The 14,379-nt window shown below is 70.1% G+C and carries 15 protein-coding genes; 6 read left to right on the forward strand and 9 right to left on the reverse strand.

The features are described 5' to 3' along the window. Positions 1-11: 11 nt before the first annotated feature. Together AC07U4_RS03135 and AC07U4_RS03140 are read left to right on the forward strand one after the other, a co-directional pair. Positions 12-1,325, forward strand: coding sequence for a bifunctional folylpolyglutamate synthase/dihydrofolate synthase (locus tag AC07U4_RS03135; RefSeq protein ID WP_495194405.1), 1,314 nt, complete (start codon positions 12-14; stop codon positions 1,323-1,325). 70 nt (positions 1,326-1,395) lie between these two features. Beyond that, positions 1,396-1,824, forward strand: coding sequence for a DUF6628 family protein (locus AC07U4_RS03140; protein ID WP_038659638.1), 429 nt, complete (start codon positions 1,396-1,398; stop codon positions 1,822-1,824). On the opposite strand, the gene AC07U4_RS03145 is transcribed toward AC07U4_RS03140, so the two are convergent. Continuing rightward, entirely contained in the window at positions 1,821-3,155 is a 1,335-nt protein-coding gene (locus AC07U4_RS03145) for an AmpG family muropeptide MFS transporter (RefSeq protein WP_249340715.1), read from the reverse strand. The two genes, AC07U4_RS03140 and AC07U4_RS03145, sit on opposite strands and share 4 nt — an antisense overlap. Before the next feature lie 238 nt (positions 3,156-3,393). Further along, positions 3,394-3,828, reverse strand: coding sequence for a response regulator (locus AC07U4_RS03150; protein ID WP_495180144.1), 435 nt, complete (start codon positions 3,826-3,828; stop codon positions 3,394-3,396). A gap of 116 nt (positions 3,829-3,944) precedes the next feature. Here AC07U4_RS03150 and AC07U4_RS03155 point away from each other — a divergent pair, with 116 nt between their 5' ends. Further along, positions 3,945-5,465, forward strand: coding sequence for a pseudouridine synthase (locus tag AC07U4_RS03155; RefSeq protein WP_495194406.1), 1,521 nt, complete (start codon positions 3,945-3,947; stop codon positions 5,463-5,465). After that, positions 5,462-5,998 (forward strand): 16S rRNA (guanine(966)-N(2))-methyltransferase RsmD, encoded by a 537-nt coding sequence (rsmD, locus tag AC07U4_RS03160; RefSeq protein WP_495194407.1) that lies wholly within the window; start codon positions 5,462-5,464, stop codon positions 5,996-5,998. Before AC07U4_RS03155 ends, rsmD begins: the two co-directional genes overlap by 4 nt. A 5-nt stretch (positions 5,999-6,003) precedes the next feature. Here the strand turns inward: rsmD and AC07U4_RS03165 are convergent, their stop codons facing one another. Together AC07U4_RS03165 and AC07U4_RS03170 are read right to left on the reverse strand one after the other, a co-directional pair. Further along, positions 6,004-7,284 carry an MFS transporter gene (locus AC07U4_RS03165; protein ID WP_495194408.1) on the reverse strand — a complete coding sequence of 427 codons (1,281 nt, stop codon included), beginning with the start codon at positions 7,282-7,284 and terminating at the stop codon, positions 6,004-6,006. A gap of 247 nt (positions 7,285-7,531) precedes the next feature. Beyond that, entirely contained in the window at positions 7,532-7,870 is a 339-nt protein-coding gene (locus tag AC07U4_RS03170) for a UrcA family protein (RefSeq protein ID WP_495194409.1), read from the reverse strand. 212 nt (positions 7,871-8,082) lie between these two features. Between AC07U4_RS03170 and AC07U4_RS03175 the strand changes: the two genes are divergently transcribed. Both AC07U4_RS03175 and AC07U4_RS03180 read left to right on the forward strand, forming a co-directional pair. After that, positions 8,083-10,371: an ATP-dependent helicase gene (locus AC07U4_RS03175; protein ID WP_495194410.1), complete on the forward strand. Its 2,289-nt coding sequence runs from the start codon at positions 8,083-8,085 to the stop codon at positions 10,369-10,371. An 83-nt stretch (positions 10,372-10,454) separates the two neighbouring features. Then, positions 10,455-10,994, forward strand: coding sequence for a glycine zipper 2TM domain-containing protein (locus AC07U4_RS03180; protein ID WP_038659658.1), 540 nt, complete (start codon positions 10,455-10,457; stop codon positions 10,992-10,994). A gap of 19 nt (positions 10,995-11,013) precedes the next feature. Here the strand turns inward: AC07U4_RS03180 and AC07U4_RS03185 are convergent, their stop codons facing one another. From AC07U4_RS03185 to AC07U4_RS03205, 5 genes are all read right to left on the reverse strand, one after another. Beyond that, positions 11,014-11,352 carry a hypothetical protein gene (locus AC07U4_RS03185; protein ID WP_081974524.1) on the reverse strand — a complete coding sequence of 113 codons (339 nt, stop codon included), beginning with the start codon at positions 11,350-11,352 and terminating at the stop codon, positions 11,014-11,016. A gap of 99 nt (positions 11,353-11,451) precedes the next feature. Beyond that, positions 11,452-11,787 (reverse strand): hypothetical protein, encoded by a 336-nt coding sequence (locus tag AC07U4_RS03190; RefSeq protein ID WP_495194411.1) that lies wholly within the window; start codon positions 11,785-11,787, stop codon positions 11,452-11,454. A gap of 115 nt (positions 11,788-11,902) precedes the next feature. Continuing rightward, positions 11,903-12,208, reverse strand: a complete 306-nt coding sequence (locus AC07U4_RS03195) for a 2Fe-2S iron-sulfur cluster-binding protein (RefSeq protein WP_137899682.1) — start codon at positions 12,206-12,208, stop codon at positions 11,903-11,905. Continuing rightward, a complete protein-coding gene (locus tag AC07U4_RS03200) occupies positions 12,205-13,293 on the reverse strand; it encodes a cysteine desulfurase family protein (protein WP_495194412.1) in 1,089 nt (362 codons plus the stop codon). The genes AC07U4_RS03195 and AC07U4_RS03200 overlap by 4 nt, the downstream gene beginning before the upstream one ends. Next, complete coding sequence (locus AC07U4_RS03205) at positions 13,290-14,306, reverse strand: aminotransferase class V-fold PLP-dependent enzyme (RefSeq protein ID WP_495195003.1); 1,017 nt, start codon at positions 14,304-14,306, stop codon at positions 13,290-13,292. Before AC07U4_RS03205 ends, AC07U4_RS03200 begins: the two co-directional genes overlap by 4 nt. Between the last annotated feature and the right edge of the window lie 73 nt (positions 14,307-14,379).

The raw sequence follows: 14,379 nt of genomic DNA on the forward strand, positions 1-14,379 counted from the left end.
GACTCCAATAAATGCCAGACCACGCCACCTCCACCGATCCCGCGGTCCAGCAGCAGCTCGACCGCCTGTGGTCGCTCTCCCCCGGTGCCGACATCCTCGGTCTGGACCGCATCACGACGCTGCTTGCCCGGCTCGGCGACCCGCATCTGGCGCTGCCGCCGGTGTTCCACGTTGCCGGTACGAACGGCAAGGGCTCGACCTGCGCCTTTCTGCGCGCGGCGATCGAGGCGGCGGGGCATGACGTCCACGTCTTCTCCAGCCCGCATCTCGTCCGCTTCAACGAGCGCATCCGCATCGCCGGGCGGCTGATCGACGACGCCGCGCTCGCCAGCCTGCTTTCGGAGGTGCTCGACCATGCCGGCGGCATCGGCGCGAGCTTCTTCGAGGTCACCACCGCCGCCGCCTTCCTCGCCTTCGCGCGCACTCCCGCCGCCGCGACGATCGTCGAGGTCGGTCTCGGCGGCCGGCTCGACGCGACCAACGTCATCCCCCGCCCCGCGGTCACCGGCGTCGCCGCGCTCGGCATGGACCACGAAGCCTTTCTCGGCAGCCGCATCGTCGACATCGCCGGCGAGAAAGCGGGGATCGCCAAGCCGGGCGTGCCGCTGGTGACGATGAACTATCCCGCCCCCTGCCGCGCCCGCGTCGCGGCGGTCGCCGCCGCCGCCGGCGCTCCCGTCATCGCGCGCAACGTCGACTGGTGGAGCGAAACCGCGCGCCAGACGATGCGCTATCGCGACGGCGGCTTTGCGGTCGTCACCGATCGGCCCCGACTGGTCGGCCCGCATCAGTCGCGCAATCTGGCGCTCGCCATCGCGATGCTGCGCCATCAGGGCGCGCTGGCGATCCCCGAAGCGGCGATGCGCGCCGCGGCCGATTGGGCGCAATGGCCCGCGCGCATGCAGCGACTCGGCGCCGGACCGCTCCACGATCACCTGCCGGCCGGCAGCGACCTGTGGCTCGACGGCGCGCACAACCCCTCCGCCGCGCAGCCGGTGGCACGCGCGCTGCGCACGCTCGCCGGCGAGCGGCCGGTGGTGCTCGTCCTCGGCATGCTCGCCAACAAGGATGCGCGCGGAGTGCTGCGCCTGCTCGCCCCCGCGGTGTCGCGGATGATCGCGGTGCCGGTTCCCGGTCACGCCTGTCACGCCCCCGCCACGCTCGCCGCGCTGGCCGAGGAGTTCGGCGTCGCCGCCGGAGTCGCCGACGACCTCCCGCAAGCGCTCGATCTGGCGGGAGAAACCGCCGCGCCGGTCGTGCTGATCGCCGGTTCGCTGTATCTTGCCGGTGAAGCGCTCCGCCTGAACGACGAGTATCCGCAATGACGCGTTGATTGCGATTGACTTGCAATAGCGGATTGTCGAGTGTTCGGGACGACCACAGGAGTTGCCCCCGATGTCCGACCTGACCACTACGATCGCAGCCCTGCCCTATGCGCTTCCCGCCTGCCCCAATGCGCGGATCGCGTTGTTCGCGCTGCGCCGGATGGGCGCGCAGGGGTTGCACGATGCGCGCGCCAGCCACGCGCTGTTCACCGCCTTCGGGCAGGAATTCCGCCGGCCGCTGGTGCTGATGCGCGCGCTGATGGCGGACCTCGCCGGCACCGCGGCGGGGACGATCGCGATCGCGCCCTGCTGCTGCGCGCGGATGACCGCGGCGGAGCGGACGATGCTCACCATCCTCGCCCGCGTCGAGACCGCGCCCGATACCGCCCGGCTGCTGCTCGGCGACCTGCTCGGCGTCCGCCGCGTCGACGCGGTGCTGGCGAGCGTCGCGGCGGTGGCGACCGCCTTCGCCGACGACGGCCGCCCGATCTGCGTTTAGGCCTGGGGCGTGTCGCGCACGTCGCCTTCGCCCGCCACGCCGGCGCTGCCGATCGACCGGTCGATCAGCCCCGACCGGCACATCCACCAGAACAGCAGCACGCCGGGCAGCGCCGCGACCGTCGTCCCCCAATAGAAAGCGACATAGCCGAAACTGTCCACCAGCCGCCCGGTCGTCGTCGCGGTCAGCACGCGGCCGACGATGCTCGCCGCCGCCGAGATCAGCGCATATTGCGCGGCGGTGAAGCGCAGGTCGCACAATGCCGAGAAATAGGCGACGACGGTTACGCCGCCGATGCCGCTGGCGAGATTTTCGAATGCCATCGCCCCGGCCAGACCGAGGTTGCTGTGCCCCGCCCCGGCGAGCAGCGCAAAGGCGGCGTTGGAAACCATCATTAGCACGAGGCTGAGCATCACCGAGCGCTTCAGCCCCATGCGCGCGTAGAGCACGCCGCCGACCGCGATACCGATCCAGAACGCCCAGAAGCCGATGACGACATCGTACAGCGCGATCTCGTCGTTGCTGAAGTGCAGGTCGTCGAGCAACAGCCGCAGCGCCTGCTGCCCCAAAGTGTCGCCGATCTTGTGCAGCAGGATGAAGGCGAGGATGATGAAGGCACCGTGGCGGCGGAAGAATTCGAGGAACGGGCTGACGATCGATGCAGCGATGTCGCGTGCGCCATGCCGCTTGATCGGCTCGCGGCGCCGATGCGGCTCGCCGCGGACCAGCGCGACGATCATCGCCGGGAAGGCGAACAGCACGCAGGCGAGATAGGCGACATGCCAGTTCGAGCGAGCGGCGATCACCAACGCCAGCGCGCCGGCGAGTACCGAACCGATCCGCCAGCCATATTGCGTCATGCCCGAGCCGATGCCCATCTGCTCGGGTTCCAGCGTCTCGATGCGATAGGCGTCGATGACGATGTCGTAGGTCGCGCCGGCAAAGCCGACCAGCACCGTCGCGATGATCGTCGCCTGCAGACTGGCGGCGGGATCGACGAAGGCGAGGTTGGCAACCGCAAGGATCACCAGCACGCCCGATAGCAACACCCACGACACCCGCTGGCCCAGCCGACCGATCAGCGGCAGCCGCACGCCATCGACCATCCACGCCCATAACGGTTTGAGATTGTAGACGAGGAAGCCGAGCGTGAAGGCGGTGATCGTGCTCTTGTCGAGCCCGTCCTGCTTCAGCCGCGTGGTCAGCGTCGCGCCGATCATCGTGAAGGCGAGGCCCGAGGATATCCCCATGAAGAACACGGCGATCGGGCCACGCTCGGCATAAGGTGCCAGCGGCGCGAGCCGCGCCCGCAGCGCCGCGGAGCGCCGCATCGCGACGATCAGCACAAGCACGAGCGCGACGACGATCAGGAAATACAGGTTATTGCCGGTCATCGGCGCGACACTAACGCCAATTTCGCGTGCGCCTAGCGGCTTTGCGAATGGGGCGAGGGCCGAAGTCGATCACCCCATCTCATACCGTTCGCCCTGAGCCTGTCGAAGGGCGGCAGGACCCACCGTGCTTCGACAAGCTCAGCACGAACGGCGTCGGGATGTATGCCAGCCCGTCTTATCCCGCCGGCGCCTCGAACAATTGGAACCCCGACGGGAGGCGCTTGGTCTTGCGGCCGGCGCGTTTGGCTTCGATCGCCTCGATCGCACCGATCAGGTCGCGCTGCTGGTAGGGCTTGGCGAGGCAGCCTGCCGCCAGCGACATCGCCTCGGCGGGGAAATTGCCGGTGACGAACAGCACCGGCACGCCGCCCTCGCCCGCGGCGCGCGCGACGTCGAGCCCCGATCCGTCGGCGAGATGCACGTCGACCAGCACCAGATCGACCTCCGCATCCGAACGCAGCACACGAACCGCATCGGCGACACGGTCCACCGTCGCGACGATCTGATAGCTCGCATCGGTCAGCAGATGCTCAACGTCGAAGGCGATCAGCGGTTCGTCCTCGACGACCAGCAGGCGCACGATCTGGCGCTTCTTCCTCCCGAACAGCATCGATGCGCTCCGCGTGGCGTCAGGGTATTCGTTACGCCTCCGCGACATAACGCACGCACGCAGCTTCGGACGCAAATATTTTCGCAGCTTGGACGAATGCGCGTTATGGGCGGACCATGGCCCAAACCCCCGAACCCCGCACCGGCGACCGGATCGCGAAACTGCTCGCCCGCGCCGGCGTCGCGAGCCGCCGCGAAATCGAACGGATGATCGCCGACGGACGCGTCGCGCTCGACGGCAAGCCGCTCGACACGCCCGCGACGGTGCTGCGCTCGCTCGCCGGCGTCACCGTCGACGGCGAGCCGGTCGCGCCGCCCGAACCGACGCGTCTGTTCCTCTACCACAAGCCGACCGGCCTGCTCGTCACCGAGCATGACCCGGCGGGGCGGCCGACGATCTACGACCGATTGCCCGACGACCTGCCGCGGCTGGTGCCGGTCGGCCGGCTCGACCTCAATACCGAAGGCCTGCTGCTGCTGACCACCGACGGCGGCTTCAAGCGCCAGCTCGAACTGCCGGCGACCGGGGTCGAGCGCAGCTATCGCGCGCGCGCTTACGGCAATGTCACGCAGCAACAGCTCGAGGAACTGGCCGAGGGCATCGAGATCGACGGCATCCGCTACGGTCCGATCGACGCCAATATCGAGCGGCGCACCGGTGCCAACGTCTGGATCGAGATCACGATCACCGAAGGCAAGAACCGCGAGGTGCGGCGCGTGCTCGAACATCTCGAATTGCAGGTCAGCCGGCTGATCCGCACCCGCTACGGCCCGTTCATCCTCGGCGACCTGCCGGTGGGCGGCGTCGGCGAGGTCAAGCAGCATGAGGTCGTCGCCTTCCGCCGCACGCTGAAGGGCGGGGCGCCCGACGAACCGATGATCGAGGCACCGCGCGACGGCTTCCGCACCGCACCGACCGCCAACCGGCCGGCGCGTGCCCGGCCGCGCCCCGTCGACGTGCCGGCACCACGCGATGTGCAGGAACGCCCGGCCCAGGCGCGCTCTCCGGTCGCCGGCGAGGGTCGCCGCGCGCCACGCCGCAGCGATGCGGCACCGGCCGGCGTCGCCACGCGTCCAGCGCGTCCCGGCGCGACGCCGGCGTCGTCGGCAGGCGGCCGTCAGGACACCCGTCGCGTCGCACCCCGCGCCGAACGCTCCGGTTCGGAGGAAGGCCGTCGCTTCGCTCCGCGCGCCGATCGCGGCGGCGAGCGTGACGCTTCCCGTCAGGAAGGCCGCCGCTTCGCGCCACGGGCGGATCGCGGCGACGAGCGTGAGGCGGGCCGCGGTCGGTTCGGCGATGCCCGCCGCGCGGTCCGTGCCGGCGACGCCAAACTCGCTGGCGCGCGTCCGCCCCGATCGAGCACCCGCCCGCCCCGCGACGACGACCGGCCGAAAGTCCCGACCGGTGGCTCGGCGATCAAGCCGTGGGAGCAGGGCGACGATCGCAACGGCGGTCGCACCCGATCGAATGACGGCCAGCGCTCGTCCACTGCCGGCAGTCGTCCTGCGCGCGCGGGCGCCCGCCCGCCGCGTGGCGATGCGCCCCGGAGCGGAGGTCCCGCCGGCGGCCGCGGTTCGCCGCGTCCCAAGACCCCCGGCGGCACGCCACGTGGCGCGCCGAAGGGCGGCCGTCGATGAGGGTGATCGCCGGCCAATGGCGTGGCCGCCCGCTCGTCGCGCCCAAGGGCGACGCCACCCGCCCCACCGCCGACCGGACGCGCGAGGCGCTGTTCTCGATGCTGACCAGCCGGCTCGGCAGTTTCGAGGGGCTTGCCGTCGCCGACCTTTTCGCCGGCTCGGGCGCGCTCGGCATCGAAGCGCTGTCGCGCGGTGCCGCCTCGTGCCTGTTCGTCGAACAGGACGGCGCGGCGCTCGACGCACTCAAGGGCAATCTCGCCAAGCTCGGCACCCGCGCCGACGTGCGGGCCGGCTCGGTGATGGGGCTCGGTCCCGCACCGGCGGCGCTCGACCTCATCATGATGGACCCGCCTTACGGCACCGGCGCCGGCCTCGTCGCGCTCGACAAGCTGGCGCGGCTCGGCTGGGTTTCGCCGGCGACCTGGGTCAGCATCGAGACCGCCAAGGCGGAAGAGATCGCCCCGCCCGGCTTCACCGTCGATGCGACCCGCGCTCATGGCAAGGCACGGCTGACGCTGCTGCGGCAGGCGTAGCGCCGTTACGCCGCGGGCCGTCCCCGCAACAGCGCCAGCCCACCCAGGCTGAGCAGCCCCGCGCCGACCAGATACAGGCCGATCCACCCCAGGCCGCGATGCGCCAGCGCCTCTGCGGCGATCGGTGCGACCGCGCCGCCGAGGATGCCGCCGAGGTTGAAGGTCATCGACACGCCGGTATAGCGCACCCCCGCCGGAAACAGGCTCGGCAGCCACCCGCCGAGCGGCCCGTAGGCGAAGCCCATCACGAACAAAGCGAAGGCGAGCCACAGGAAGACGACGAAGAGCGAGCCTGCGCCGAGCATCGGCCCCATCGCGAGGCCCGCGGCCATGCAGCCGAGAAACCCGATCACCAGCATCCGTCGCGCACCGGTGCGATCGGCGGTGACGCTGGCGACGATCACCCCGGCGGCGAGGAACAGGATTGCCACCAGTTCGACCGCCAGCATCGCTTCGCGTCCGTATCCCAGCGTCTTGGTCCCGTAGCCGAGCGTAAAGGCGGTCGCGAGATAGAAGAGCGCGAAACAGGCGATCACCCCGCCCGTCCCCGCCAGCACCGCGCGGCCATGGTCCAGCATCAGCGTCGCGATCGGCACCTTGGGCAGCGCCTCCGCCTGCTCCGCCTCGACGAACGCGGGCGTCTCGGTGAGCTTCAGCCGCACCCATAGCCCGAGCACGACCAGCACCGCGCTGACCAGAAACGGCAGCCGCCAGCCCCACGCCCGGAACTGCGCCTCGTCGAGCGCCAGCCCGAGGATGAGGAACAGTCCGTTCGCCATCAGGAAGCCGACCGGCGCACCCAGCGGCGGGAACATCCCCCAGGTGTTGCGGCGGTGCGGCGGTGCGTTCTCGACCGCGAGCAGCGCCGCCCCGCCCCATTCGCCGCCGAGCCCGAACCCCTGCCCAAGCCGCAGCAGGCACAGCAGCAGCGGCGCGACCCAGCCGACCTGATCGTAGGTCGGCAGGAAGGCGATCGCGACGGTCGACCCGCCCATCAGCATCAGGCTGGCGACGAGCGTCGACTTGCGCCCGACGCGGTCGCCGAAATGACCGAACACGATCGCGCCCACCGGCCGCGCGATGAACGCGAGGCCGAAGCTGGCGAAGCTCAGCATCTGCTGCGCGGTCTTGCTCTCGGCGGGGAAGAACAATTCGCCGAACACCAGAGCGGCGGCGGTGGCGTAGATGTAGAAATCGTAGAATTCGACCGCGGTGCCGACCAGGCTGGCGGTCAGGATGCGTCGGGCGGAGGCGGGCGCGGGCGGCGTGGCGGACGGCGAACTCATGCCGTCACTCTAATCGCGAAAAAATCGTCGCGGGCAACAGTTGTGAAATCCGTTCGCAACAATCCACGCCTAGAGAGAGAACGTCGCTGCTCCTCTCCCCCTGTGGGTAGCGACGTGTCGGTCGCCTCCCCTGTCGGCCGACCCTCCCTGAACTACGGGGCGGTCGCTTTGCGGCTGCCCCGATTTTTCATGGACTTGACCGCTTGTCGCAACGCGCCGGCAAGCGCGGCGCCGCCGAGCGAAATCCTTATTCCGAACGATCGGCGTCGTGCAGACCGGCGAGTCGCACGTCGCCCGCCCGTGCCGCGAGCTGGCGCGTGCCGTCGTCGCGAATCTCCCTGACGCAGCGCAGCGCGTCGAGTCGCATCTCCAGCGTCGCACCATTGGGGATGCATGCCGCGCGCGCCGCGCGGACGATGCGGCCTTGCAGCGACCGCCGGCCCGATTCACTGTGCAGGTCGAGCCCCTTGGCCGACACCTTGACCTGCACCGGCTCGCGCTCCGCGGCGATGGCGGCGCCCGGAACCGCGGCGAACAGGCACGACAAGGCGACCGCCGCGATGGCGGCGTGATGCGACGTCTTCATGATGACACTCCTGCAAATCGGACTCGCCGCAGCGGGCCGGCTCGATCCCCGCGCGCCTCCCGGGCGCCGGCTGGACGAAGCCGACCATTCCGCCGGCGGGGTCGCCCTAGCAGTCGGTCGTTACGCATGCGTTACATACCGGTGTCGCCTTGATGACGACCGGTGGCCGATCGGACTTGCCCGCTCGCGCGCCGTTCCCTACCTGTTCGCCGGTGACCGATCTTAGCGCCCCCGCCAACGCCTTGCAGGACCCGCCCTATCTCAAGGGGCTCAACCCGCCGCAGCGCGACGCGGTCCTAACCACCGAAGGCCCGGTGCTGATGCTCGCCGGCGCCGGCACCGGCAAGACCGCCGCGCTCACCGCCCGGCTCGCGCATCTGCTGTGGACGCGCAAGGCGTGGCCGTCGGAGATCCTCAGCGTCACCTTCACCAACAAGGCGGCGCGCGAGATGCGCGAGCGCGTCGGCCGGCTCGTCGGCGACGCGGTCGAGGGCATGCCGTGGCTCGGCACGTTCCACGCGATCGGCGCCAAGATGCTGCGCCGCCACGCCGAGCTGGTCGGGTTGCAGAGCAATTTCAGCATTCTCGACACCGACGACCAGCTCCGTCTGCTGAAACAGCTCATCCTGGCCGCCGATCTCGACGAGAAGCGCTTCCCCGCGCGCAGTCTCGCGGGGCTGATCGACGACTGGAAGAACAAGGGGCTGGTGCCCGCCGACATCGATGCCGGCGAAAGCGAGCGCTATGCCAACGGCCGCGGCGGCGAACTCTACGCGCAATATCAGGAGCGGCTGCGCGCGCTCAACGCCTGTGATTTTGGCGATTTGCTGCTCCACATGCTGACTGTGCTCAAGACCTATCCCGAGGTGCTGAAAATGTACCAGGAGCGGTTCAAGTACATCATGGTCGACGAATATCAGGACACCAACGTCGTTCAGTATCTCTGGCTGCGGCTGCTGGCGCAGGCGCGCAAGAACATCGCCTGCGTCGGCGACGACGACCAGTCGATCTATTCGTGGCGCGGCGCGCAGGTCGAGAACATCCTCAAGTTCGAGAAGGATTTTCCGGGCGCGAAGGTGATCCGGCTCGAACAGAATTACCGCTCGACCCCGCATATCCTCGGCGCCGCCTCGGGCGTCATCGCCAACAACGGCGGCCGGCTCGGCAAGACCTTGTGGACCGAGCTCGACGCGGGCGAGAAGGTGCGCGTGCTCGGCGTCTGGGACGGCCCCGAGGAGGCGCGCCGCGTCGGCGAGGAGATCGAGGCGGCGCAGCGCAGCGGCAAGAGCCTCGACGAGGTGGCCATCCTCGTCCGCGCGCAGCACCAGACGCGCGAGTTCGAGGACCGTTTCATCGCGATCGGCATGCCCTATCGCATCATCGGCGGCTTCCGCTTCTACGAACGCGCCGAGATTCGCGACGCGCTCGCCTATCTGCGCATCGTCAACCAGCCGTCCGACGACCTCGCCTTCGAACGGATCGTCAACGTCCCCAAGCGCGGGCTCGGCGACAAGGCGCTCGCCAAGATCCACCAACTCGCGCGGATCGAGGGCATACCGCTGACCATCGCCGCGGCGCGCATCCTCGACACCGACGAACTCACTCCGCAGGCGCGCCGCGCGCTCGGCAACCTCGTCGGCGACATCGCCCGCTGGCGCGACATGGCGCGCGACCTGCCGCATGCCGAGCTCGCCCGCCAGTTGCTCGACGAGAGCGGCTATACCGCGATGTGGCAGGCCGAAAAATCGGTCGACGCCGCCGGCCGTCTCGAGAACCTCTCCGAACTCGTCCGCGCGATGGAGGAATATGAATCGCTCGGCGCCTTCCTCGAACACGTCAGCCTCGTCATGGACAAGGAGGGCGGCGTCCAGGACCCGCAGGTGACGATCATGACGATCCACGCCGCCAAGGGCCTCGAATATGACACCGTCTTCCTCGTCGGCTGGGAGGAGGGGCTGTTCCCGTCGCAGCGCTCGCTCGACGAGGGCGGCACCAAGAGCCTCGAGGAGGAACGCCGCCTCGCCTATGTGGCGATCACCCGCGCGCGGCGGCGCGCGACGATCCTCCACGCCGCCAACCGCCGCATCTATGGCCAGTGGACGTCGAGCATTCCCAGCCGCTTCGTCGGCGAACTGCCGCCCGAACATACCGACGCCGAGACGACGATGTCGGGCGGCGAGAGCCTGTGGCGCGCGAACTGGAGCGAACGCGCCGACCCCTTCGCCGACGTCGGTCGCGGCACCGGGCGCGGTCCCGGCTGGCAGCGCGCGGCGGGCAGCGGCTCGGGCTTTTCGACCGCCCCGACGCGAGTCGTCGAAAGCCGGTCGAGCGCGGTCAGCATCGGCAACAAGGGACGCAGCGACCTGTCGGTCGGCCTGCGCGTCTTCCACCAGAAGTTCGGCTATGGCGCGATCGCCGAGATCGAAGGCAACAAGCTCGAGATCGACTTCGAGGCGGCGGGGCGCAAGCGCGTGATGGACAGTTTCGTCACGATCGGGTGAGGGTCGTTCAGGAACCGCCAAGGTCGGATCGGATTATGCTCGTTGCGGACCCGACTCCACGGGTCCCTTAGAGGATCATCCCGATGTTCAGGTCCCTTCTGCTGTCCGCCGCGGTCTGCGCGAGCCTCGCCGCGACCGCCCCGGCGATCGCCCAGTCCGCCGCCGACGATGCCCGCTTCGCCGCCGCGCAACAGCGGTTCGATGCCGAGATGGCGCGCTACCGTTCCGAATTCGACCGCTATCGCGCGCTGCGCGGCACGCCGGGCCCGGGCGGCTATCGCCAGGCGCCGGTGCCGGGCGGCTATGACGACCAGCGTTACGACGATCGCGACGACGACCGGTACGAAAACGGCTACGATCCCGCCCGCTATTATCGTCCGGGCGCGCAGGAGCGCGTGCTGAGCCCCAACGACCGCGTCTATGCGGGCAATGACGGCCGCTATTATTGCAAGCGCAGCGACGGCACGACCGGCCTCATCGCCGGCGGTGCGGCGGGCGGCATCCTCGGCAACGTCATCGACGGCGGCCACAGCCGGATCGTCGGCACGTTGCTTGGCGGAGCGGTCGGCGCGCTCGCCGGCAAGGCGATCGACCAGAATCAGGCGCAGGTGCGCTGCCGCTGAGCGAGCGGCGGTCGAACGGTCAGGCCCGTTCGACCGCCATCAGCGTCACGCCGGCATATTTCTCGGCTTCGGGCTCGAACAGGCTGCTCGGTGCGAACGCCTTGTCGGTCAGCGTCGGCTCGCCGAGTCCGTCCATCTTGAACGTGCCGACCTTCTCCTCGCGCGGCGGCTTGCCGTCGCGCTCCACCGTCACCGCGTCGACGTAGATCTCGCCATGGCGCGTGTAGAGAATATGCGGCGCGATCGTCACCGTCCCCTTGTTGTAGGTGGCGGTCACGGTCAGCAGGCGCACGATCGCTTCGAACATCGTCGGCACCGGTCCCGTCGGTGCGGCAGTCGCGGCTTCGGTCTGGGTCATCGGCGGCACCATAAACGTTCGTGTTGCGTCGCAGCAAGAACGCTTTGCCGTTAACGATGTTTCACGGCCGGCGGATCGCCCCGCCGGCCGCCGTCCGCCTTAGCGATAGACGGTGAAACAGCGCCGCTGCGGTCCGTAATAGCCGCGATGCACACGGCAGACGACGCGGCCGCGACCATAACCGCGGCCATAGCCCCGCCCGTAACCGCCGCCATAACCCCGGCCATAGCCATAACCGCGACCACGATCGTAACCGCGCCCGTGGAATCGCGGACCATCACGCCAGCGGCGGTCGTCGCGCCGGTCGTAGCCGCGGTGATCGTACCCGCGGTCATAGCCGCGATCGTAGCCGTAGCGCTGCGCCTCGGCGGGCGCGGCGGTCATCAAGGTGCCGGCAGCGAGCGCCGCGGCGCTGAACAAAGCAATGAGCTTCATGGGGTTACTCCTCACACGCCCGACATCGGGCATGTCCGCACCATGGCGTGGGCGCCATGCATGCGATCTGAACCCGCGGTTGTGAAAATGTCAGGATCGCTGCCCCGCCACCCCGTCAGGGCAGGCGCACCGTCAGCCCGTCGAGCGCCGCGGTCAGCCGCACCTGGCAGGCGAGGCGACTCGTCCGCGACGCGGCGGGGACCAGATCGAGCAGGTCCTCCTCCTCCTCGCGCGCCGCCGGCATGCGGGCGAAATCCTCCGCGGCGATGACGACGTGGCAGGTCGCGCAGGCCATGTCGCCGTTGCACGTCCCTTCGAGCGGATGGCCATCCGCCTGCGCGAGATCGAGCAATCGGGCGCCCTCGGCGCCTTCCGCCTGTCGGCTGCGGCCATCCGGATCGACGAACACCACGCGAATCATGCCATCCCCCCCTGCCGCGCCGCTGCCGCGACGATGGCCGCCAGTCCGTCCCGCAGCGCGTCCTCGCCGGTATAGCGCCCGAAACCGAGCCTGATACTCGACCGCGCCTGCGCCTCGGTCAGGCCGAGCGCGCGCAGCACGTGGCTCGACCGGCTCGAGCCGCTCGCACACGCCGATCCCGCCGAAAGGGCGAGATCGCGACAGTCGCTCATCAGCCGTGCCACGTCGAGCCCGTCGCGTCGCACGTTGAGATTACCGCGATACCGCCGCGTCACCGACCCGTTGACATCCCATCCCGCCAGCGCCGCGGTCGCGATCGCCCAGAGCCGATCGACATGCGCCGCATCGGCCGCAGCCCGCTCCGTCATCAGCTGCGCCGCGGCACCGAAACCCGCGCACAGCGCCGGCGATAGCGTTCCCGAGCGTCCCGCCGCCTCCTGTCCGCCGCCGTGGATCAGCGGCGCCAGCGTCACGCCGTCGCGAATCCACAAGCCTCCGATCCCCTTCGGCCCATGCAGCTTGTGCGCCGACACCGCGATCAGATCGCATCCCACCGGCACCGGCATACGCCCATAGCCCTGCACCGCATCGCACAGCATCAGCGCGCCGGCCGCATGCGCCAGTTCGGCGAGCGCCGCGATCGGTTGGATCACGCCGATCTCGTTATTGACCAGCATCGCCGCGACCAGTCCCACCCCCGGCCCGATCGCCGCCGCGGCCCGATCGAGGTCGACCAGCCCGTCGTCGCCGACCGGCAGCACCGTCACCTGCCGTCCACGGGCCGCCTCCGCCGCGACGGTGTCGAGCACCGCGGCATGTTCGGTCGCCAGCGTGACGATCGCGCCGCCGGTCCCCTTGATCGCCCAGTTGAGCGCCTCGGTCGCGCCGCTGGTGAAGCTGAGCGCGCCCCCCGCCGGCGCGAGCGCCGCCACCGCATCGCGCGCGACCTCGACCGTCGCCCGGGCGGCGCGGCCCGGCCGATGCGGCGAATGCGGATTGGCATGTTGCGATTCGAGCCATGGCAGCATCGCCGCCAAGGCTTCGGGTGCGAGCGGCGTCGTCGCCTGATAATCGAGATAGATCATGCCGCGCGCCGCGTCGTCTTCGCCATCTGCCGCCACGCCGCGACGAAGGCGTCGACGTCCGCCTCGCTTGTGGTGCGGCCGAAGCTCACCCGGATCACCTCGCGCCCGGCGGCCGCGTCCCAGCCCATCGCACCGAGCACATGGCTCGGCTTCATGCTGCCGCTCGAACAGGCGCTGCCCGCCGAGACCGCGAAGCCGGCGCTGTCGAGCAGGATGAGCTGCGCCGCCGCCGCGACCCCGCGCAGACGATACGATCCGATCGCCGGATGGCGCGGGCTGTCGGCGGCGACGATCTCGCCCCCCGACCGCAGGATCGCATCGTCGAGCCGCGCGCGCAGCACGCCATGATCCGGCTCCGCCTCGCCGAGCGCCGCGGCATAGCCGAGCGCGCCGGGCAGATTCTCCGTCCCCGGTCGATAGCCGCGCTCCTGCCCGCCGCTGGGATGCAGCAGCGCGAGATCGCGCACCAGCAGCGCCCCGATCCCCGGCGGGCCGCCGCGCTTGTGCGCCGACAGCGCCACCATATCCGCAACCTCGGCCAGCTCGACGGACGCCGGCATCTGCGCGGCATCGACCAGCAATCGGCTGCCGGCGTCGCGCACCAGCGCCGCGATCGGTGCCAGCGGCTGCCGCACCCCCGTCTCGCTGTTCGCCCATTGCACGCAGACCAGCGCCGGCCCCGCCGCGAGCAGCGTCGCAAGCGCCGCCAGATCGACGATCCCGTCCGCAGCCACCGGCGCCACGGCGGCATCGCCGCCGGCGCGCAGCACCGCATCATGTTCCACCGCGGTGACGATCCGCCGCGGCAGCGTCGTCCGCCCCAAGGCGATCGCAAGCGATTCGCTCGCGCCGCTGGTCAGCAGCGTCTCGCCCCGCCAGCCGTACGCCGCGGCGATGGCGCGTCGCGCCGCCTCCAGCGCCGCCCGCGCCGCGCGCCCCTCGGCATGCGGCGACGACGGGTTCGCCCAGCGCATCAATCCGTCGACGACGGCCGCGCGTGCGGCATCGGTCATCGGCGTGGTGGCGGCGTGATCCAGATAGAGACGTTGGGACAGGATTCGTTCCAATTGCGTGTCGGAGCCCGAC

It is taken from the genome of Sphingomonas sp. GW821-FHT02B09, from assembly GCF_059421875.1.